General features: G+C 44.2%; 16 protein-coding genes. 4 read left to right on the top strand and 12 right to left on the bottom strand.

Annotated elements, in window-relative coordinates; genetic code table 11:
- Positions 1 to 88: 88 nt before the first annotated feature.
- Positions 89 to 2,545: an EAL domain-containing protein gene (locus BCT11_RS02475; protein ID WP_102386981.1), complete on the top strand. Its 2,457-nt coding sequence runs from the start codon at positions 89 to 91 to the stop codon at positions 2,543 to 2,545.
- Between the two features lie 74 nt (positions 2,546 to 2,619).
- Here the strand turns inward: BCT11_RS02475 and BCT11_RS02470 are convergent, their stop codons facing one another.
- Positions 2,620 to 6,318 (bottom strand): Ig-like domain-containing protein, encoded by a 3,699-nt coding sequence (locus tag BCT11_RS02470; protein WP_102386980.1) that lies wholly within the window; start codon positions 6,316 to 6,318, stop codon positions 2,620 to 2,622.
- Between the two features lie 211 nt (positions 6,319 to 6,529).
- Here BCT11_RS02470 and BCT11_RS02465 point away from each other — a divergent pair, with 211 nt between their 5' ends.
- Both BCT11_RS02465 and BCT11_RS02460 read left to right on the top strand, forming a co-directional pair.
- On the top strand, positions 6,530 to 7,240 hold the full coding sequence (locus tag BCT11_RS02465) for a hypothetical protein (protein ID WP_198593898.1): 711 nt from the start codon (positions 6,530 to 6,532) through the stop codon (positions 7,238 to 7,240).
- 183 nt (positions 7,241 to 7,423) lie between these two features.
- Complete coding sequence (locus BCT11_RS02460) at positions 7,424 to 7,624, top strand: DUF4250 domain-containing protein (protein WP_005445023.1); 201 nt, start codon at positions 7,424 to 7,426, stop codon at positions 7,622 to 7,624.
- A gap of 21 nt (positions 7,625 to 7,645) precedes the next feature.
- Here the strand turns inward: BCT11_RS02460 and metR are convergent, their stop codons facing one another.
- Entirely contained in the window at positions 7,646 to 8,557 is a 912-nt protein-coding gene (metR, locus tag BCT11_RS02455) for an HTH-type transcriptional regulator MetR (protein ID WP_038871949.1), read from the bottom strand.
- Positions 8,558 to 8,820: 263 nt separating this feature from the next.
- Between metR and metE the strand changes: the two genes are divergently transcribed.
- A complete protein-coding gene (metE, locus tag BCT11_RS02450) occupies positions 8,821 to 11,103 on the top strand; it encodes a 5-methyltetrahydropteroyltriglutamate--homocysteine S-methyltransferase (RefSeq protein WP_102386979.1) in 2,283 nt (760 codons plus the stop codon).
- A gap of 103 nt (positions 11,104 to 11,206) precedes the next feature.
- Here metE and BCT11_RS02445 read toward each other — a convergent pair whose 3' ends face one another.
- The 10 genes from BCT11_RS02445 to trpB all read right to left on the bottom strand — a co-directional run bounded on the left by BCT11_RS02445 (position 11,207) and on the right by trpB (position 21,092).
- A complete protein-coding gene (locus BCT11_RS02445; protein WP_038871894.1) occupies positions 11,207 to 11,608 on the bottom strand; it encodes a GspS/AspS pilotin family protein in 402 nt (133 codons plus the stop codon).
- 3 nt (positions 11,609 to 11,611) lie between these two features.
- On the bottom strand, positions 11,612 to 11,908 hold the full coding sequence (locus BCT11_RS02440) for a YciI family protein (RefSeq protein WP_038871892.1): 297 nt from the start codon (positions 11,906 to 11,908) through the stop codon (positions 11,612 to 11,614).
- Positions 11,909 to 12,028: 120 nt separating this feature from the next.
- The gene (gene yciA / locus BCT11_RS02435; RefSeq protein ID WP_038871890.1) at positions 12,029 to 12,424 is read right to left on the bottom strand and encodes an acyl-CoA thioester hydrolase YciA; all 396 of its coding nucleotides are present in this window, start codon (positions 12,422 to 12,424) and stop codon (positions 12,029 to 12,031) included.
- Between the two features lie 137 nt (positions 12,425 to 12,561).
- Entirely contained in the window at positions 12,562 to 13,134 is a 573-nt protein-coding gene (locus BCT11_RS02430; RefSeq protein ID WP_038871887.1) for a septation protein A, read from the bottom strand.
- Positions 13,135 to 13,266: 132 nt separating this feature from the next.
- A complete protein-coding gene (locus BCT11_RS02425) occupies positions 13,267 to 13,509 on the bottom strand; it encodes a hypothetical protein (RefSeq protein ID WP_038871884.1) in 243 nt (80 codons plus the stop codon).
- 94 nt (positions 13,510 to 13,603) lie between these two features.
- Positions 13,604 to 16,147, bottom strand: coding sequence for a hybrid sensor histidine kinase/response regulator (locus BCT11_RS02420; RefSeq protein ID WP_102386978.1), 2,544 nt, complete (start codon positions 16,145 to 16,147; stop codon positions 13,604 to 13,606).
- Positions 16,140 to 17,339: an acyl-homoserine-lactone synthase gene (locus tag BCT11_RS02415; RefSeq protein WP_038880524.1), complete on the bottom strand. Its 1,200-nt coding sequence runs from the start codon at positions 17,337 to 17,339 to the stop codon at positions 16,140 to 16,142. The genes BCT11_RS02420 and BCT11_RS02415 overlap by 8 nt, the downstream gene beginning before the upstream one ends.
- A 158-nt stretch (positions 17,340 to 17,497) precedes the next feature.
- Positions 17,498 to 18,757, bottom strand: a complete 1,260-nt coding sequence (locus tag BCT11_RS02410; protein WP_038871875.1) for a dicarboxylate/amino acid:cation symporter — start codon at positions 18,755 to 18,757, stop codon at positions 17,498 to 17,500.
- Between the two features lie 338 nt (positions 18,758 to 19,095).
- Positions 19,096 to 19,902, bottom strand: a complete 807-nt coding sequence (gene trpA / locus BCT11_RS02405) for a tryptophan synthase subunit alpha (RefSeq protein ID WP_102386977.1) — start codon at positions 19,900 to 19,902, stop codon at positions 19,096 to 19,098.
- On the bottom strand, positions 19,902 to 21,092 hold the full coding sequence (gene trpB / locus BCT11_RS02400) for a tryptophan synthase subunit beta (RefSeq protein ID WP_005376781.1): 1,191 nt from the start codon (positions 21,090 to 21,092) through the stop codon (positions 19,902 to 19,904). Before trpB ends, trpA begins: the two co-directional genes overlap by 1 nt.
- Between the last annotated feature and the right edge of the window lie 40 nt (positions 21,093 to 21,132).

The raw sequence follows: 21,132 nt of genomic DNA, 5'->3' as shown, positions 1-21,132 counted from the left end.
GATTTGCAATCAAAAAACTACAGCAAACAATCGTCATACATGGGTGGCGCTCTCAAAGTCTTAAGCCGATACAATAGGGGGCTAGGTTATGAGTGAAATGCTATCCGTAGCACAAGGAGAAGTGCAGCCTGCGTCCGGTCATTCTCAAGTGATCGAGTGGTCTTATGATATAGAGACACATGAGTTTGAATGTGACCAGCAAAGCATGATGTCTGTTTTGGGCTTAAAACAGACAGTGAATAGTTTGGATGATGTTTTTCAATACATGTTGCTTGGTCAGGGTGACAGCGCGAAGCAACACATTTTAGATGTAGAACAAAATGGTGGGCATGGTAAGTTTTCTGGTTGCCTGATGCTAGATAATGATCGACTCGTGCATGTAGCGTTGAGCTTTGAGCGTCTTAACGGTCATATCGTGCAAGGTGCCATCATCCCGCAATTGAGTATTACCGGGTGCGAAGAGTTAGCCAAAATTCTGGAAACCATTTTCGATTTACCCAACGTAGGCGTTTTGGTCGCCGATCAAGATACTCGCATATTAGGCTGCAACCCAGCGTTCGAGCAGCAAATGGGTTATGAAAACCGTGACCTTGTTGGTCTGAAAACCCATATTTTAAGTTCTGAACATCATAGTAAAGCGTTTTACGAACAGATCTGGCAAGACATTGATACTGAAGGTTTTTGGAGTGGTAATCTTCTTAGTCGTACCGTGAATGGGAGTAACCAAGCGCATCATCTTTGCATTTATCGGTTAGTGTTCAATTCTGGTCGTACGCTTTACCTCGGTTTTTCTACCGATATTTCTGCCTCATTATTGTGGATGAAAAAGGCCAGTGACCAACCTCAACAGTGGACTACGTTTCTTCCCCCTCGCGAAGAGTTTGAACAACAGTTAGCACGGTTAGTGGATGAAAATAGCCACAAAGATCTCAATATCATCGTGACAATTAGACCGAAATTCTCACAGCAGTCCCTACTTGAGCAGCAGTTAGGTTTTTCCGATTTTGTGATGCGAAGTCGCCACGCCAGTATTGCGGGTCAGTTGTCGCGGGACGTATTTGTAGTGTGTTTGCAAACGCCTCGATGCCAATGGTTAAGCCCACTGCGTCTTATTCAAATTGCGTTACGAGGCTTTTTTTCGGAATTAAGAAGTGAGTTGGGATCAAGTATGCATGATGCAATAGTAGAAGGACAAACTGGTGTATCGGTGCTCGGTTACGATACTGATAATCCAAAACAAGCACTGGTGCATGCAGCGCAAGCGATGGTTTCCTCTCCGAGTGGAGGCCAGAACTACTTCAGTTTTTATAATAGTGAACTGCATGATGAACTCGTCAAGCGTCATCATCTCGAAGCCTTTCTAAGAACACAAATTGAGAGCCAACTTGTTGATGTCTATTATCAGCCGATCATTGAAACACGTACGGGCAAAGTGGTGAAGTTCGAAGCGTTAGCGCGTTTCTATCATCAGAATAAAACCTATGATACCCAAGAGATGATCGCAGTTGTCGAGGATTTAGAGTTGATTGCTGCGTTGGATGATCTCGTTTGCCGCACAGCACTCAAGCAACTTCCTCATATCCAGAAAGTTTATGGAGAAGAAATAGGATTAACGTTGAATCGTTCACTGAATACCAAGTTGGATGCGCTGCAAGTTTTGCAAAGTTCCTATGATTTGATTGCTGGAAGTGGTGTTGATCCGAATCGAATCACTATCGAACTCACGGAAACTGCGTATTTTGAACAAGATAAAGAGCATACCCTTGCTTTGAGTGAACTGCGTGACAAGGGCATCAAGATCGCTATTGATGATTTTGGTACTGGCTACTCTTCCTTTTCTTACCTTGAAGAAGGGCAGTTTGATCTGCTCAAAATAGATCGAAAATTTATCAGAGGTATCGAAGAAGGGAGCACTCGTTACAACATCGTCAAAATGATCACTGAGTTAGCACACAAGCTTGGCGTGAAAGTGGTTGCTGAAGGGGTTGAGTCGCAACAAGAACTAACAGAGCTTGCAGACCTTGGTGTTGATTTTATGCAGGGTTTTTTGTTTTCTCAAGCGGTACCTGTGGTGCTACTGGACAAGCCACAGTGTCACAAAAAGCACTTTAACAACGTGAAAGTAAAACCGACGCAAGATGCACCACTAATGTCTCTCAGCCATACCGATGTTCGTCGACTTGATCCGGGTGAGCCATTGTCACTCGCCGTTGAGTACATGAACTTGAGCCCGACGGCGCCTTTGGTGGTCATTAATGAGAAGCAATGCGTTGGTTTGATTACTAAAGCTCAAATCAACTTGCACTTAACACCAACGATGGGGACTGATTTGGAATCGGAACGTGAGAATAGGATTTGGAAGCGACCAGTGAATCAAATCATGAGTACAGAGTTTGAGCTGGTGGATGCGAACTTGCCTGTCTCGACCGTTCGAGAGCTAGTGACAGCAGGAACGGCCTTTCCATGGATACTTTGTGATTCACAAAATCAGTACCGTGGTTTGTTAACTCAAGAAGATGCGTTGAGTTATCTGGCAAAGAGCTAGTATTAGTTGCATCGCTCTTTTATATGGGCAGTGTTGGGGACTGGTAAAAGTGCTCAATGCTGCTTTCATTCAGTTCACTGCTCATTACATACAATTACGGCACCTTTTTCTACTTCTGTAATAGTATTTGGTCGGTAAGTGGTTGGTACTGAGATGGCCATTGGTGTACCAGTTTCGTACGACAGCCCCACTTGAGTTCCGTATTTCTGATATTTCGTTTGAAAATCCATCATATCTCTTGAGCGAAATGGTTTTAATGTTCCTAGGTTGAGTCCTTTCTCTTTGCAGAACTGTTCCGCTTCAATTGGTGAGAGTGTATTTACTTCATTGGTGAAGACGTTATTGTCATTTTTATTCCATTGCTTGGTTAGATAGACGAACTGTCCATCTTTGCTGACAAATCCTCCTGAACCTGAGTAGTTGATTACGAGGTTCGCTTGTTGCTTTGTATCTTCCCCGTTACCACCGATAAAGATGATAGACGTAGGGATGTTGTTTGTATTTGCTTGTTCTGGTTTGTCAAAAACAAAAATGAGTTTTGACGCGACTGGTTCAGAGTTCGCCTCACTTATGCTTTGAGGTTGAATTGGCTCAATATTGTTAAACAAATACGTGTGATCATAACCAGAGTCGAGTTCTGGGTAAATTTCGATGGCATTGTTATTATGATCAATTAGATAGCTACGTTCTAATTTAGCCAAAGAAGTGGTGAGTAAGATGAACTTATCAATATGTCGGTTTGATGGCACCGATGTGCTCTTATCTAAAAATGAAATCTCCAACTTAAACTGTTTACCCAGATCTTTGAGTTCGTATTGGCTTGCTAGTGTGGGTGTTGATGCCTCAACCGCGCCATCTTCGTAAAACTGTGTCCAAGATTGATTCACAAACTTGCCAGTCTCTGCGGGGTAGCCATAGGTCATTCCTCCTTTATGACCGAAGCCGTGGTTGTGCATCTTTTCGTGTAGGTAGGTTGTTTTAGGTGATGTAGCCCCTTCAGAAAACAACCTAAAATCACGTACGCTCAACCACCCATCTCCAACCGTTGCGACGCCGTTGGCTTCTCGGGTCAGCATCATGTAGGTCGCACTCGGCTTATTTGCGATAAGACTTACGTGTTTCAATGTATGTGGTGAAGTATCGTTACCTTTGAATTTAGCAAAGTGGTCAGAACTGCTTTCTATTGAACGAGTTGATGTCAGTAGCGTTTCTACTTCACACCAATGATCTTCATGCCGGATCATGCGGGTTCTTGAATTCATATAGCTTTGAATGAAGCCGATAAACCGATGGTTATAGTCATAGTTATTCATTAACTGTTTGAAGCCACGCAACTCTTTTTCATATTGATAAACGTTTTCTGTCGTTGGCTGTGCGTATTTGTCGTCATTTTGTCTGACGTCGGCATAAGCTCGTATATGTGCTTTGAACAATGGTTGCTCATCAACGAAATAAGCAGAAGCGATGGGTTCATCAAACCATTCTGGCAGTTCAAAATTCACAGCTTTAAATGGTGAGACAACCCCCGTAATGCGAAAGTGATGTTGATTGACTCTGACTAAAGGATTATTCAAGTAGCGTGGTGTTGTGTTCAACAAATCAAAGTTTGTTAAACCGTTATGCCTAATTTTTATATCATCGATGTCATAACCTTCGAAAACGGAGCGACTTAGAGGAGATATCGCTTCTTCTACCAATGTAATCGTATAGTCCTTAGGGACAACAGTGAATGTTTTCTGAGTTGTGACCGTTGAGGGAAAAGACTCCGCAGTAACAGAGACTTTTATTTCACCTTTTTCAATTCCGGTAAGCGTTATCCCTTCTGTTGATTGAGTAAGCTCTGCGCTACCAACGGGTTCGACGCTCCAATCTAATGTTGAGCTGTTTGTTACGTTAACCTCAGAGCCATCGGTCATGGTTGCGATAGCTTGCAGTACCAGAGGAACACCAGCCGTTATTTCTGTAAATGTTGATTCTAGAGAAAGTCGTTTTATTACGGGAGGCATGACGAATAATGTCATATGGTTTTGATGTTCTAATGAATTAAATTTAGCGAGTGCTGTAATTGTGGTCGAGCCCATATTCTTTCCGACAACCACATTTCTTTCTTGGTCGTCAAAATCGGCAAACTCTTTATTGCTAACAATAAAGCTAATCTCAGGAGAGTTCGAAATATCAATGACACTTCCATCTGACAATAGGGCGTTTACTTTCAAAGGATGCTCTAGCCCTACGGGTAAAGAAAGCTCAGTTTCATCAAAGCTGATCTCGGTAACGATAGCATCTGAAACCGTTAATGTAGCGGTACGACGCCATCTATCAGAAAGTGTACCTGTTATGTTGGTTTCACCAACTTGAATGCCCGTTATCATTCCTTTATGAGGACTAAGTTCAAATGTCGCGATGTCTGTATTATCTACGCTCCATTGAAATTCTGAGGCAGACGTAACTTCGGCAATGGAACCGTCCGAGTATGTGGCCCAAGCTTGAAATGAATGAGATAACCCTTTAGGCAATGAATCGACATTGGGAGATAAACTAAGTTTGGTCACGACAGGTTCGGATACGCTAAACGGTACTTGCGAGCGTATTTGTCCATCGTTCAGCGAGGCAATGAGCGTCGCTTGACCAGGTTTAAGCGCTTTGATGGTCAGTTTGTTCTCTTTTGTCTCTATTCGAGCAATGGTTACAGGGAGCACAGACCAAATCACTCGAGGGTCTCGTGTGACATTGATAGTGGATTGGTCTGTAAGTTCTGCCAGTGCTTGAACATGCGTTGAAAGGCCCAAAGGTATTTCATCTTTCTCGAGGGTTACATTGAGTGTAGAAAACTCAGCAGGAGTAATGACGACTGATACTTCGTCGGACAGCTCTGTGTTTTTAATTTTCGCCGTCAAGATTGCTGTCCCAGTAGAGGTAGCAAATAATTGGGTTTGATCTTGTTCTTGAATAATAGATGCCAGCGAGCGATCCCTGATGTCTAAATGGAGCTCCGGCGAGTTTGTAATTTCTTGCGTTGAACTATCTGAAAATTTAGCGAACGCGAGTATTTGAGAGCTCGAACCGACAGGCAGTTCTGAATGCTCTAGGCTAAGGGACAATTCGACAGGTATGGCTTTGCTGATAGAGATTTTCTTACCTGCTTCTAAGGCGGTATCTCCATATGTGCAGTTAAGTACAGTATTCCCTACACTCATTCCTTGGATGAGGTTGGCTGGATTCCCGAGTGTGAGTTGGGCGACAGTAGAGTCTGCAATATGACACTGAAGTTCCGAAGAGTCAGTCAAATCAATGCGGTTTCCATCTGAATATTCCCCCATGACTTGAAAGGGAAGCGTTAAGCCTTTAGGTGTTGAACCTTCGTTTGCCAATACGAGAGTTAATTTTGAGAGCATTGCTTCGGATACTGTGATTTCTAAGCTTACAGAGAAGGCGAGACCATCTTTATTTATTGATGCGGTGATGGTTGTGGCTCCTTGTGATTTCGCAAGCAATAAGCCGCTTGAGTTAATCGTCGCGACCTTCTCATTCGAGCTATTCCAAATCACGGTATCTGTTTCGGTAAGCCAACTGTTATTCTCTGAGTCAAGAAGTTGAGCGCGTAAATAGAGCTTATCCCCTTTGGGTAGTGACTGAGATTCAGCGTGAATGACTAACTCATGAGAAACCGTGGACTCTTCGTATGATAGGGAGAGAACTGGATCTTTGTTGAAATCACAGCCTGTTAACGAAAATAGACAAAAGAGAATAGAGATGAGCGTTCTGTTTTTCATGTTGTTTTTGACTTTACACTTTCATTTTATTGCAAAATGTAAAGTTCAAGCGGAGAGATTAAATAGCAGGTTTGACGGCTATTTCGCGGCGATGCTAACACGGAAAGCGAATCAGCCCCTCAAGAGATGCTGACTTGTGAACTCTGCGAGCGAGTGGTGAAGTTACGGGCTAGTCGACCATTAGGTGATTTGCTATTATCGCCACCCCAAAATGACTTTTGAGTTTGCATTCAACATGATTCAACAATTGCTGTTAACTTTTCCTCCAATGCTATTTGGCGCCCAAGCGCTGTTGACCTTACTTTTGATTAAGGGTGATATCTGCCCTGGTCAACGTGGTCGCCTGCATAAGATGTTGCCATCAATTGGCGTACTTTGGTTGGCAGTGGCGTCGCTTCGTATTGAAGCTTTCATGATCGTATTCGCGATCTTTTATTTTTACTCTCAAGTTCAGACTAAGAAGACACGTGAGAAAGGGCCATTATGGGCTCTGCATCTAGCGAACGGTTTGGCGTTCGCGTACGTGAGCATTCAACTATTTGAGCAACCGCATTGGGCGGCAAGCGCTTCAGTGGCATTGATGATCTTCTTCTTAGGTGCCGTGTTTGCGCAGTTACTTCTAGTTATCGCACGTAGCCGCTTGCAAGCATTTCACCGAATCTTACCGGTTACGGGTGTTGTTTCGGGTATGCTGTTGGTCGTGATGACGTTGTTTTCTGCTTATCAGTTGGATGAAGCGACATTGAATGGCGTGACACAACATATTCTAGCGTCACTGGCGATGCTGATTATGGCAATCGTGGTTTGGTGCTGGCATCTCTTCACTCATAAAGCGCCAAACAAAGTGCAATTGGCGGCAGCGTTGCTTCTTGCTTTGGCTTCAATGACAAGCTTACAGGGGCTGTTCCTATTGGGGGCATAGACCGAACGAACTAACACTTCTGTCTTCTTTTCTTTTTGTGAGCTCGGGATTTAGATCGAGCTCACTTTCAAAACATTCGATTAAGTCTACGCTTTAGTTATAGCCTCATTCATTTCGAGAGAGTCTTGACGCACGTGCTCAACGGAATTGGGGTCAAATACCTTGTCTTAGAGGAGTGTCGCGATGGATTTAAGCAACGTAAGTAACTGGGACAGCATTATCTTGTTGGGTATCGTTAATGAAAAGCTGCGCTTAGAATGTGATAGCTTTGAAGAGTTGGTATCGATGTACGAGATGGATGTGGAATCGGTAGTGGGCAAGCTCGATATGCTTGGCTATCAATATGACCCACTGACCAATCAATTTAAATCTTACGAACGTTAGTTTCGTTTCAATTGTCGATCTTTAAGCCATCTTGATCCCATCAAGGTGGCTTTTACATTGCTGGCGAGCTGTTGCAAAGAAAGCCTGTAAGTAACGCTTCTCTTTTTCTGAGTTACGTGTTGCTGCGAACAATCTACGCCATAACCCCTCTCCAAAAGGCATGCTGGTAATCAAACCTTGGCGCGAGAACTCAGAAATCGCCCAATTTGGTAATGCTGCTACCCCCAATCCTGCTGACACCATTTGTACGAGCATTAACGTGTTGTCCGCTTGTTTCCACTTGGCTGGCTCAACTCCCGCAGGGTGTAAGAAGTGTTTGACCACATCCAATCTTTGTTTCTGTACTGGATAAGAAAGCATGGTTTGATCAGCAAGATCTTCAGGCTCAATGACGTTTTTGTTCGCTAATGGGTGGCTAGTCGAAGTAATCAAGCGCATTTCGAAGTCAAACAACGGTTCATAATGGACTTCGGAGCGTGGCTGAATGTCTGATGTAATGACCAAATCAAGCTCGCCAGCCAACAGGGCTGGTAGAGGTTCAAAACCGAAGCCGGAAGAGAAATCGAGCGTCACACTTGGCCAAGTTAATTGGTATTCCTTCAGTGCTGGCATTAACCATTGGAAGCAAGAGTGGCACTCAATCGCCATGTGCAAACGACCGTTCACGTCCTCTTTCAAGCTTGCAAGCTCGTTTTCTGCTTTGGCGAGTTTCGGCAAGATTTCATCAGCGAGACGAAGCAAAATTTCACCTTCTGAAGTGAATTTAACGGGGCGGGTTTTGCGCAAAAAAAGCTGCCCACCAATACGAGATTCAAGATCTTTGATTTGATGAGAAAGGGCAGATTGCGTCAGGTGTAAAGCGGTTGCGGTTGCCGTTAATGAACCAGTATCCCTTAGTGAAGTGAGTGTGCGTAAGTGTTTCAACTCTATCATGAATCCCATTCATCCTTTTATGTCTGCCATGAGCTTTATTAACTTACCCATAAAAAATGGATATGTAAACGTCTAGACGTCCATTTGTTTTAGTCTAGTGCGAGTGAGATCGCTCAATATGAAATTTTTTAATAAACAAGTTGAATAATTGGATGTTGTTCAATGCGGTTGCCAGAGCGATAGTTTTAGCCATCCAGACATCTTGATAGGTTTTCTCTCGATGCTCTGACCTCAACATCAGACACTGAATAAGGAATACGGACATGGCAACGACAACGCATATTCTTGGTTACCCACGCATTGGTGAAAAACGAGAACTTAAGTTTGCTCAGGAAAAATACTGGCGTGGTGAAATCGATCAGGCGGAGCTTAAGCGAGCAGGGGCAAGCTTGCGAGCACAAAACTGGAACACACAAACAGAGGCGGGTTTGAGCTTCACAACTGCGGGTGATTTTGCTTGGTACGATCATGTCTTAACCACAACATTGTTATTGGGACATGTACCAAAGCGACACGCAAGTGGGTTTCCAGATTTAGACACACTATTTAAAGTCGGTCGTGGTCAATCTCAATCTGCTTGCGACTGTGGGGGGGCGGCAGCCTCTGATATGACGAAGTGGTTTAATACCAATTACCATTACATTGTGCCTGAGTTCAGCAAGGATGATACGTTTGAAGTCAGTTGGCCACAGCTTTTTGAAGAAGTGAATGAGGCAGTCAAAGCCGGCCACAAAGTAAAACCTGTTTTGCTTGGGCCGCTCAGTTACCTCTATCTAGGTAAGGAAGTGGAAGAAGATTTTGATCGTTTGACTTTATTGCCAAGGCTACTCTCCGCGTATCAAGCAATTCTTTCTAAACTTGCTAGTCAAGGTGTGGAATGGGTACAAATTGACGAACCGATTCTCTCGCTTGAGCTGGAAAGTAAATGGTTGGACGCGTTCAAGCTAGCTTATCAGGTCATTCGTAGTGACGTAAAAGTGTTGTTAACCACTTATTTTGATTCGGTCACGGACACGTTGGATAAAATCATCGAGCTTAATGTTGATGGACTTCATGTCGATTTATCTGCATCGCCTGAGCAGTTTGAAGAAGTGGTAGCAAAACTGCCTAGTGGCTGGGTATTGTCTGCGGGCGTGGTGAATGGACGTAATGTGTGGCGATCGGATTTAAGTTCTCAATTAGAGCGCTTACAGCCAGTTAAAGAGATACTTGGCGACAATTTATGGGTAGCCAGTTCGTGTTCATTGCTACACAGCCCGGTAGACCTAGAGTTAGAAACGGAGTTAAGTGAAGAAGTAAAAAGTTGGTTTTCTTTCGCCAAACAAAAAGTAACGGAAGTTGCCTTGCTTGGCCGTGCGCTTGATGGAGACCAAAATGCGATTTTAGCTTGTGATACGTATAGTCAACCCATTAAAGATCGTAAAGCCGCTTCACATGTTAACAAACCACACGTTCAGTCTCGTTTGAACCAAATCACGGCGGCGCTCAGTCAGCGCAGTGCACCTTATGAAGAGCGTGCCGTACACCAAGCTGAAGTGCTTGGCTTGCCACTCTTGCCGACTACGACTATCGGGTCTTTCCCACAAACGGGAGAAATTCGGGTTCAGAGAAGTGCGTTCCGCAGTGGTCAACTTTCAGAATCAGATTATAAACAGGCATTGAAAGGACACATCGCTGATGCGGTGAAACGCCAAGAAGCGCTCGATCTTGATGTTCTTGTGCATGGTGAGGCTGAGCGTAATGACATGGTGGAGTATTTTGCTGAAAATCTGGCGGGCTTCCAAACCACTCAACTTGGTTGGGTACAGAGCTATGGTTCTCGTTGTGTCAAACCAGCGATTGTGGTCGCAGATATTGAGCGGGTAAAACCGATTACGGTGGAATGGTCGACGTATGCACAATCGTTGACCAGCAAGCAAATGAAGGGCATGTTGACCGGTCCAGTGACGATTCTGTGTTGGACATTCCCACGTGAAGACATTACTCGCAAAGAAATTGCAGACCAGTTGGCCCTTGCACTTCGTGATGAAGTCTCTGACTTGCAAGAGGCGGGTATCAACATTATTCAAATCGATGAGCCAGCGATTCGTGAAGGCTTACCACTGAAGAAGCGTGACCATAAAGAATACCTAAATTGGGCCGTCGATGCGTTTAAGATCTCTGCGGCTAGCGCAAAACCAGAAACGCAAATTCATACTCACATGTGCTATAGCGAGTTTAACGAAATCATTGATTCAGTTGCCGCGCTTGATGCTGACGTGATTACAATCGAGACATCGCGATCCAATATGGAATTGCTGAAAGCGTTCGAAGACTTTAATTATCCGAATGAAATTGGTCCGGGTGTGTACGACATCCATTCTCCGAACATTCCAACGGAGGAGTGGATTGAAGGCTTACTCAAGAAAGCAGCTGAAAAAATACCGGCGCAACGCTTGTGGGTGAATCCTGATTGTGGACTTAAAACGCGTAGTTGGGCAGAAACCGAAGCCGCATTAGGTAACCTTGTCTCTGCTGCTAAGAAGCTCAGAGCTGAACTCGTATAAGCGCTTAGTTTTTCAAACTGGCCGCAGAAACAAAAAAGCGAAGATATCTATCCTCGCTTTTTTATTTTATCGAGCGTCTAACTCAAGAAGATTGAGTCGCGTATTACTGTGCTTTTTGACCTGCGCTGCATGTTTGCGCTGACACCAACTCATCCGCCATTAATTGGCCGCGGGAGTTGCGTACTTTGATTCGGTACATCAAGCCCATATCAATTTGCTCACGCACCGCTGGTGTATTGCAGTAAGTGTATATACTGGTGTTCACTACTTGATTTAACGGCTTGGCACCAAGCGCATCATCGTTATAAATCATCATCATCTCAACCACATTTTTGTTGGAAGAAATGCGTAAGATTTTTAATGGACCGTATTCAAGCGGTAAACCTGCAGAAAGAACACCAGCGCGGTTAGAAGCCATCAACTCAAGTTGATGTTGCTTGTCATCACTTGATGAACAACCTGCTAGTGCACCGAATACGAGGAAAAGACACAGTAATTTTTTCATAACTTAAAACACTTTCTTGAACGGTTTTACGATGACATTTTCGTAAACGCCCGCTGCAATGTATGGATCGGCATCAGCCCATGTTTGAGCTTCTTCCAAAGAGGAAAATTCTGCTATGACTGTCGAGCCAGTAAAGCCTGCTTCACCCGGATTATCGGAATCAATGGCTGGCATTGGACCTGCAGTGAGTAGACGTCCTTCGTCTTGAAGTTGCTGCAAGCGCTCAAGATGTTGAGGGCGAACACTCAGACGTTTTTCTAATGAGTTCTCGATGTCCTGAGAAAAAATGACGTACCACATAGCATATTTCCTTAATTGGTAGGGTAAAGTCCTAATTTAACGCCTTTTTTGTGCCACTCACAAGTCAACAATGGAATTTGTGAGGTTGTTCCTAGCAATTCGTTATATTAAACCAAGTTATTACTTTTGAACTGGGCGTGGTTTACCTTCGCTATCGATCGCAACATAGTTGAATGTGGCATCACAAACCATGAAGCGCTCTTCTACACCGTCGACTTTAACAGGCTTCACCCATACTTCTAGGTCTACACTCATCGAAGTTCTGCCGATCTTTGAGCATACTCCGTAACAACAGACAACATCGCCGACGCTGACAGGTTTTTTAAATGTGATGCTAGAAACCGAGACAGTAACAACTCGGCCTAAGGAGATTTCTTTAGCCAGAATCGCGCCAGCTAAGTCGAGTTGGGACATGATCCAGCCGCCGAAGATATCGCCATTGGCATTAGTATCAGCGGGCATAGCAAGGGTGCGAAGCAATAATTGGCCTTTTGGTGTATGACCTTCTTGATTCATGATGACATCCTACAATCTTTATTAAGCTCAAAAATGGAGCAAATAATGCACCAAGATTTCTGGCGCAAACAACAAAACAGCGACCCTGAGGTCGCTGTAAATAATCAATGTAAGAAGATTATAGCAAAATTGAGCTTTTAATCATCAACCGAAACATCGGATGAGTTTTCTTTCTTCTCTTTTTGATCTTTTGGCATGTGCTTATAGATGTAGAAGCCCGTAGCGATCATGTAAGCGAATGTCGCGATCAGTAAACCGAACACTTTGAAGTTAACCCACACATCGAGTGGGAGCTTAAACGCTACGTATACGTTTAGGCCGGCACAGAACGAGAAAAAGCCAACCCATGCCCAGTTGATTTTGGTCCAGACCGCTTCAGGCAAAGTGATTTCTTTACCAAGCATGCCTTTGATCGCGGACTTGCCCATAGCATGACTTACGGCTAAGCCAACAGCGAACAGTGCATAGATGATGGTTACTTTCCATTTGATGAAGTTGTCATCGTGGAAAAATATGGTCATGCCACCGAAGATAGCCACCATTGCGAAAGTAACCAATTGCATCTTTTCTACTTTCTTGTATAGAGCAAACGTCAACACGATTTGAATAGCCGTTGCGATGATAAGCGCGCCTGTCGCAACATAGATATCGTGCATCTTGTATAGGACAAAGAAGACAATGAGTGGAATAAAATCAAGGATTTGCTTCATGATGCAAAAAACTACCTAGTTATTGAGTTGAGGACAGTCTAGCGGAATCTGAGGCAATGTGAATAATTATAGAATATAGAGGAAAGAAATAGCCGCATTCAGCGGCTATTTTGTTGGACAGAACGAAGAGGTTCAGGCAACGTTTTGGTAACGAGTGATGAGGTTTTTCACATCTTCCAAATAGCCTTCGCGTAACAGGTTATCGACTGTTGCTTCTAGTTCGTCATGGGACATGGTGAAGCAGGTTGATTTTCCCGTCATCAGGTTGAGGTACTGATGGTATTCTTCTTCTGTATAGTGTCCAACACGGTCTAAAAGTAAGGTTTTAATACCGTGGTGAATCAAGCCGTAATAAGTATGTCGATGAAGCATCATGGTCATCTCCTTATCAAGTTTCCCCGCTAATAAAGAGAGGGCTTGAATCTATGGATAATTTGTTTGTACTTCAGTAATGCATATCAGATGCCAATTATTCATTCTCAATTTCGAAAGAATTCGACGCGGTGTCTTTGTTGAGCCAGTTGTTCAGGACATGCCTGAGGGCATTTAAAGTCGTTGGCTTTTCCAAACGCCCATCCATGAGCTTGGCAATCATTTCAAGCTCGCGTTCTCCAGACTCTCCTGAGAGCGCAATGATAGGCGTGTTAGGCGATAGCGCTTTTATCTTTTCACTGGCTTCAAATCCATTCATTACAGGCATTTGCACATCCATTAATATCAAATCGATGTGGTTAGCTTCAAACAGTTCGACCGCATTCTCTCCGTTCTTGGCTTGCAAGCTATTCACACCAAGTTGGTTTAAATACATTTGCACTAATGCTCGTTGCACTTCTTTATCATCAACGATGAGTACGGTTGGTGCGTTCTTATCTATTTTTACGTTCGATTTGGCTTTTTGTTCAGTGTGACTATTCTTCCAATCCGTGAAATAAGGCGTACGTAAGGTTTCAGCTTTTGGCGCATTAGGGACAACAGGGAAATAAAGGTGAAACTCGGTGAACTCTTCCAGTTTTGAGTGGCACTCAATTCTCCCGCCAAATGAACGCATTACGCGTTGGCAATAACCAAGCCCCAAGCCGCTACCACCACTTTTCTGGTAAGAGAAGAAGTCGTCAAAGATTTTGTGAGAGATGGTCTCGTCGATACCAGGACCGGTATCGCGGAACACAAGCACGTTTTCATAAGCCCCAGTACTGGTGCTGATTTCAATTTGACTATCTGGATAGGAATCAAAATAGTAAATTGCGTTACGAATGAGGTTAAAAATAACGAAGTTAAATAAGGTCTCATTTAGCTTGGCCACAAAATCAGTATGTTGTGGTAAACGAATTCTCTCAATTATCTTCTCATTTTCAAAACCGTAGTGGCTGACCGCTTGATCGACCGCTTTATGAATTGAAGAGAGGGCAATGGGCTCATGTTCAGGGGCGCTGTCGCTGACCTCCCGAAGAATGATATCAATCAACTGACGGCCACGTTGGATGGCCGCCTGACCATTTTCGATGTCAATTTTTATCTGCTCAATCGGTGCTTGGTTTTCAATATGCTGCTTCAGAGCCTCAAATTGCAATTGAACTTGAGCGAGAGGATTACGCATTTCGTGGGCAATTGAGTTAGCCAGCGCACGGCTTTGACGAATACGTCGATCGGCCTCAATGGTGCTTTGAACACGTGTAAGCAAGGTTTGCAACGCGGAGATCTCTTCATTTGAGAACAACTGATTGTTGATCTTATGTGGTGAGACCAATAGGTGCGTCACGGATTTGCCTTGCCCGAAGAGTGGCATAACCAAAGCCGTATTGTTTGAACTCATTTTTTCGTACAAGGCTTTTACGGAGCCCTTTGATGAGCTTGCATAGTCAATCTCGTCAGAGAGTTCGTCTAACACTAAGACAGATTTGTTTGACGACAAGTAGTCTTCGTAAAATGTCTCAGTGTAATTACTGGTCACCAAGCGGAGCTTGTCGTTCGGGATTTGCAGTAATATTCCCAAACGTCTCATCGCATCATCAATCGACAGTTTGAACTCATCCTCAAGCGCTAAGATTTGTTGCACGGGTGTTTTCTTATTGCCGTAAATCAAAAACGATGAATAACGGCTTACTCGTTTATAAAGTAGATGCCAAGTAATGCCGATTAGGGCGCAGATTGGTGTGGCGATTAACCATTGTTTGCTATCTGTCATTGGGATGAAGATTGCACCTAAAGGCAAAACGAATATCGCGCATACGAGCAATGCGCTGAGTGACATGTATGCGAGGTATTTGACGCTATAAAAACGTGAGGTGAGTAGCGCATAACCTACGAATAACATTTCACTGATAGACAACGCTGGTGGTAGCCAAGTCAGTGAAAAGTCACCCATGAAGTAAGTCATGCCAAGGTGTATGGTTGCCGTTGATAGCATGAACACCAAGATGCCTGCGATCATGTAGTTGGTTTTGGCTAGCGTTAGTCTGCTGCTGTTAGCGCGCATGGCGACTAAGTTGACCAAAGTGAGCACAACGAAACTTACCAAACCTATGAAGAAGTAGGAGGTCTGTGGGCCAAACTCAATGACAAACTCACTAGGTCCAACGATTTCGACATGCTCTACCGTTAAGTTCGGTTGTAAGTTGATAAATAATGAGTAGACCGTCAGGGTGACGAAGATCAGTTGTTGCCAAGGGTGTACTTTGCTTTTTCTTTGCTCGGCAGAGAGTTGGCAAGAAAAGTAATAGGCGAACGCAAATGCGAAGAAGGACGCAAGGTTAGCAAACTTTGCCATAAAGATGCCGACATCCGGCCCCAAATCAGGCAAGAGCTCGGTATGGAAATACGCATTGCTGCTTATCCAAGCAATGATGCAAACAGAGTAAGCAATGTAAGGCGCGTGATGCGTCCCAAAGATAACCTCGTTTTTTTGTTTTAAGCGAAAGCAGTAGTAAATCAGCCACATAAAAACCACTGCTACCGTGGCAAGTAGCGTAATGGCTTTTGCGTAGATGATTGTCTCTAAACCGAAATCAAACATATTCATCCCTTTCGGATGACGCTCGTTTTCGGTTAGCTCTCACTGCGCGTTTGTAGGCGCGGAAATCGGTTTGATTGAATGCTTTGACCATCATTTCGAAATTCCAGAATCCCCGGTAAGTTTCTTTGCCGTCATTATTGAGATCGCAATATCCAGAATGGAAATACGCTTTCTTATCGATCGACTGATAAAAGTTGAGCATGAAAGGTTGCTCAATGATGGTGAAGCCTACTTTATAACCAGCTTGATACAGTACGTTCATTAGCTCTTTTTGTGCAAGGTAGAGAAAGTAGAGTTTCTGCTGGGCATTTCCACTTACTGTCAAGCGCAGGACTTCACACACAGATTGTGTATCGGATAATAGTAACTTGAATTCGCGATCAAATTCTGGGAGAGAGTAACATTTTAACAGTGTAGATGATGTAAAAAGCTGTAATCGCGTTAGTTCTTCGTACCCATGGTTTGGTAAACAGTAGTGCCATTGTTCGTTGCTAAATTGTGGTGCGTAGCTCAACCAACGGTTGTGAATAGCCCAATCCTGAACCAAAGCAGAGGCAACAAGGGTAGGGACCGCTTCATTGTCTGGATGTTTTAGTAATATAAAGTGCTTCCCTGTTTGCGACAGCGACAGTAACGGCAGCATTTCGTACCACTTTTCACCTTGTATAAAAAGCTCAAGATTACTTAACGTGACTGCATCACTCAGTGATATCGCTTGAGAGTGAGAGGGTGTTTTTACCATAAGTTGAGCATCTTCTATGCGTTCAATCATGGCACCGTAATAAGCGCTATCTTCAAAGGGCAGTTTGGTACTTATTGTAGAGATTTCCTGTACAGGAGGCTTCGTCTTGATTGCTGCAATTTCACATTCACACCAAAACTCCAGCCAGTGCGTAAAGCACTGAGATGCGACAAGCTCTAACGCCGTAATGTAAGGCGATAAGGTGGAAGGGTAACGTTGTACTAAATCACGATAGTCCATCGATTCAAACAGCACTGAAAAGCTCTTAGCCTTATGTTCTGGGAAGAGTGCAATGAGTTGATTTCTTCGGTAGTCAGTAACGGATTGGAATATAACTTGACGTTCTTGCGTATCGAAACCACTAAGAACCGCATTGATCAGCGCGAGCTGTTTTTTTTCAATAGGCATGCTGCTCGCAGATAGCACCCCTAAAGACGACGTAAAATTCATGAGATAACCTAGCCAAGGTTTATGGTTTTTTATTTATGCCGCTCTTATATCATTTAAAACAAAATATGCCATTAGTTTCTATTTAAACGGTTACCTAAGGCAGGTTTATCGTAAAAAAAGCCGCTCGATGGAGCGGCTTGAATGAGCGTTAATTTAAATTATGCTTCTTGCTTTTGAAGCTCAGTTTGTTGTGCTTCTTCTTCAATAAGTGCATCCACGATAACGGCACATGCTGCATCACCTGTGATGTTTAGTGCGGTACGAATCATGTCGAAGATACGGTCAAGCGCAAACAATAGTGGGAGACCTTCGATTGGAATACCAGCAGCAAGCAGTACCGCGACTACTAGGAATGAAGGACCAGGAACACCTGCTTGGCCTACTGCGCCCAGTGTCGAAGTGACGATGATCGCAACGTAAGCGCCCATGCCTAGGTCGATGTTGAACAGTTGCGCAAAGAAGATTGCCACTAGGCCGTAGTAAATCGCGTTACCTGACATGTTGATGGTTGCGCCAAGCGGTAAAACAAATGAAGCGGTTGAGTTTCTTACGCCCAACTCTTTCTCACACGTATCCATTGTTACAGGCAGCGTTGCCATTGAAGAGGCGGTAGAAAGGGCAACTGCTTGTGGCTTCTTCATTGCTGATACGAATTTCTTCGCCGATGTCTTAGTGAAGATATGTACCATTGCTGGGTAAACTACGAAGCCGAACACTAGGATTGCCGCTACGTAAACGACGAACAGTTTGAAGACCACCATTAGGGCACCAAACCCGAACGTACCTACCGCTTCAGCCATCAGACCAAATACACCGATAGGCGCAATGATCATCACTTTGTTGATCATCCAAACCATAGCGTCAACGATGCAGTTAACACCATTGATGATTGGCTCGCGACGTGATTTTTCTTGTTTTGAAATCGCGATACCGAAGAACATACAGAACACAAGGATCTGAAGGATGTTCGCTTCGTTTAGTGATTGGAAAACGTTAGTTGGGATCATACCAGTGATGGTTGCCCAGAAAGTAGGTAATTCACCTTTTGAAGCGTATTCAGCTGAGAACATACCTTCAACGCCAGAAACGTCGATGCCCATGCCTGGTTGGAATACTTCACCCATAAACAGTGCTAGTGCGACAGCTAGGGCAGACGTTAGACCAAAGTAACCTAGGGTTACCAAGCCCACTTTACCTGCAGATTGGCTATTGCCTAGACCTGCTGCACCTGAGATAAGCGCTACTGCGACCAGAGGGATCACAAGCATCTTGATCAGGTTGATGAAGATAGCACCTAGTGGTGCAAATACTGTCGCGCTTTGACCCATGAAGGCACCAACGGCAGTACCTACGATCATTGCAATGACGACTTGTACGCCAATGTTGTTTAGCAAACTCTTTTTGTTTAACACTTCCATAACCTCTGTGCTAATAAAATGTAAAATCCTAAAATTACCCACCAATATAAAGTTATTATTTGGATAATTATATCGCCTTGCTTTTTACACTTATCATTCACAATTAGCAATACAATTTCCGTACAAACTTATCAACTGATCGGGAATTCACTGATGAATGGTAGTTTTTTAATCACAAGCAAACGATTGCCATCGATCGTGCTGATATTTTTACTAGGTGATGTTTATAAAATATATGGTAAGAAAGAGGGGAATTTAGAGAATGGATGTTAAAAAAAAAGATCGATCCCGAATGGTAAATAAGGAATCGATCTCATATTTATGCGAGTAGTAATACGTTATTTTTGTGTTGCTGCTTTCATAGCAGAAACGAATTCACTTAGCTTGTCTAGCATGATTTGTGGCTGCTCAACGTGCGCTTCAATGATCTTCACCACGGCTGAGCCAGAAATCGCACCAGCGGCACCAGATTCTAGTGCTTGTTTCACCTGTGCTGGCTCAGAGATGCCAAAACCAAGTAACGCTGGTGGCGCATCAAATTGGTTCAGTCTATCGAGCATGTGACCTACAGGCATGTTTGCTTTGGTTTCTGCGCCAGTAACACCTGCACGAGATAGTAGGTAAGTGTAGCCGCCACCTAACTCTGATACTTGCTTCAGTGTTTCATCACTTGCCGTTGGTGGTGCGATGAAGATTGGGTGAATACCAAACTTCTCTGCAGCAGCAACAAATTCGGCACTTTCATTAGTTGGTACATCTGCAATCAAAACAGAATCGATGCCTGCTTTTGCACAACGCTCATAGAAGTTCTCGATACCACGAGAGTAAACAAGGTTCGCGTACATCAGAAGACCAATAGGCAACTCTGGGTACTTAGCTCGGATCTTACCAATTTGCTCGAAGCAGATATCTGGTGTTGCGCCTGAGTCTAACGCGCGAATGTTAGCGCCTTGGATGGTTGGGCCATCGGCTAGCGGATCTGAGAATGGAATACCAAGTTCAAGGGCATCTGCGCCAGATTCAACCAGTGTTTCCATGATTTTGTAAGACTGCTCTGCGTTTGGATCGCAAACCGTTACGAACGGTACAAATGCGCCTTGGTTTTTCTCGTTTAGACGCGAGAACATCTTTTCATAACGGCTCATTAGATCGCTCCTTTTTCTTCTAGGATGGCATGCACAGTGAAGATATCTTTATCACCACGACCAGATAGGTTGACTACCAGCAATTGTTCTTTCTCAGGATTCTCACGAGCCATACGCAGTGCGTGTGCCACTGCGTGAGAAGATTCTAGGGCAGGGATAATGCCTTCATGGCGTGCAATCTCTTGGAATGCTTCTAACGCTTCATCGTCTGTTACGTTGTCGTATTCTGCACGACCAATTGCGTTTAGGTGCGCGTGTTGAGGACCAACTGAAGGGAAATCAAGACCCGCAGATACAGAGTAAGACTCCTCAACTTGGCCGTTAGGATCTTGCATCAATGGCGCTTTCATACCAAAGAAGATACCCGTTTTGCCATGTTTAAGTGGTGCACCGTGCTGGTCTGTATCGATGCCTTTACCTGCTGGCTCAACACCAATTAGGCGAACGCTTTCTTCTTCGATGAAGTCAGCAAACATACCAATCGCATTTGAACCACCGCCCACACATGCGATAACCGCATCAGGAAGACGACCTTCACGTGCCAAAATCTGATTCTTCGTTTCTTCACCAATCATGCGTTGGAAGTCACGTACGATGGTTGGGAATGGGTGAGGACCTGCCGCTGTACCTAATAGGTAGTGCGCGTCTTCATAAGTTGCAGACCAGTCGCGTAGCGCTTCGTTACATGCATCTTTAAGTGTCGCTGAACCCGAGTGGACAGGAATGACTTCTGCACCCATTAGCTTCATACGGAATACGTTCGGGCTTTGACGTTCAACGTCTTTTGCACCCATGTACACGCGACACTTAAGGCCAAGTAGTGCACACGCTAGTGCGGTTGCAACACCGTGTTGGCCTGCGCCTGTTTCAGCGATGATTTCGTTTTTACCCATGCGTTTCGCAAGCAGTGCTTGACCTAACACTTGGTTGGTCTTATGCGCGCCACCGTGAAGTAGGTCTTCACGTTTTAGGTACAGTTTGGTTTTCGTACCTTTGGTTAGGTTACGAGTTAGAGTCAAAGCCGTTGGACGGCCCGCATACTCTTGAAGAAGCGTCATGAATTCGCTGCGGAATTCTGGATCTTCTTGCGCGTCGATAAACGCTTGCTCTAGTTGCTCCAATGCTGGAACTAGAATTTGCGGAACGTACTGACCGCCGTATTCGCCAAAGTAGGCATTCAGTTTTGCCATCGTTATATTCCTTCTCGTATTTTTCGCTACGAATAGCTTT

Source organism: Vibrio sp. 10N.222.52.B12, from assembly GCF_002875385.1.
In the GTDB taxonomy this organism is placed as follows: domain Bacteria; phylum Pseudomonadota; class Gammaproteobacteria; order Enterobacterales; family Vibrionaceae; genus Vibrio; species Vibrio jasicida.
This window is presented reverse-complemented; position numbering and strand designations above follow the sequence as displayed.

Excerpts from the sequence above, each read along its gene's own strand:
- BCT11_RS02475 (WP_102386981.1), top strand. The coding sequence starts at position 89 with ATGAGTGAAATGCTATCCGTAGCACAAGGAGAAGTGCAGCCTGCGTCC.
- BCT11_RS02470 (WP_102386980.1), bottom strand. The coding sequence starts at position 6,318 with ATGAAAAACAGAACGCTCATCTCTATTCTCTTTTGTCTATTTTCGTTA.
- BCT11_RS02465 (WP_198593898.1), top strand. The coding sequence starts at position 6,530 with ATGACTTTTGAGTTTGCATTCAACATGATTCAACAATTGCTGTTAACT.
- BCT11_RS02460 (WP_005445023.1), top strand. The coding sequence starts at position 7,424 with ATGGATTTAAGCAACGTAAGTAACTGGGACAGCATTATCTTGTTGGGT.
- metR (WP_038871949.1), bottom strand. The coding sequence starts at position 8,557 with ATGATAGAGTTGAAACACTTACGCACACTCACTTCACTAAGGGATACT.
- metE (WP_102386979.1), top strand. The coding sequence starts at position 8,821 with ATGGCAACGACAACGCATATTCTTGGTTACCCACGCATTGGTGAAAAA.
- BCT11_RS02445 (WP_038871894.1), bottom strand. The coding sequence starts at position 11,608 with ATGAAAAAATTACTGTGTCTTTTCCTCGTATTCGGTGCACTAGCAGGT.
- BCT11_RS02440 (WP_038871892.1), bottom strand. The coding sequence starts at position 11,908 with ATGTGGTACGTCATTTTTTCTCAGGACATCGAGAACTCATTAGAAAAA.
- yciA (WP_038871890.1), bottom strand. The coding sequence starts at position 12,424 with ATGAATCAAGAAGGTCATACACCAAAAGGCCAATTATTGCTTCGCACC.
- BCT11_RS02430 (WP_038871887.1), bottom strand. The coding sequence starts at position 13,134 with ATGAAGCAAATCCTTGATTTTATTCCACTCATTGTCTTCTTTGTCCTA.
- BCT11_RS02425 (WP_038871884.1), bottom strand. The coding sequence starts at position 13,509 with ATGATGCTTCATCGACATACTTATTACGGCTTGATTCACCACGGTATT.
- BCT11_RS02420 (WP_102386978.1), bottom strand. The coding sequence starts at position 16,147 with ATGTTTGATTTCGGTTTAGAGACAATCATCTACGCAAAAGCCATTACG.
- BCT11_RS02415 (WP_038880524.1), bottom strand. The coding sequence starts at position 17,339 with ATGAATTTTACGTCGTCTTTAGGGGTGCTATCTGCGAGCAGCATGCCT.
- BCT11_RS02410 (WP_038871875.1), bottom strand. The coding sequence starts at position 18,757 with ATGGAAGTGTTAAACAAAAAGAGTTTGCTAAACAACATTGGCGTACAA.
- trpA (WP_102386977.1), bottom strand. The coding sequence starts at position 19,902 with ATGAGCCGTTATGAAAAGATGTTCTCGCGTCTAAACGAGAAAAACCAA.
- trpB (WP_005376781.1), bottom strand. The coding sequence starts at position 21,092 with ATGGCAAAACTGAATGCCTACTTTGGCGAATACGGCGGTCAGTACGTT.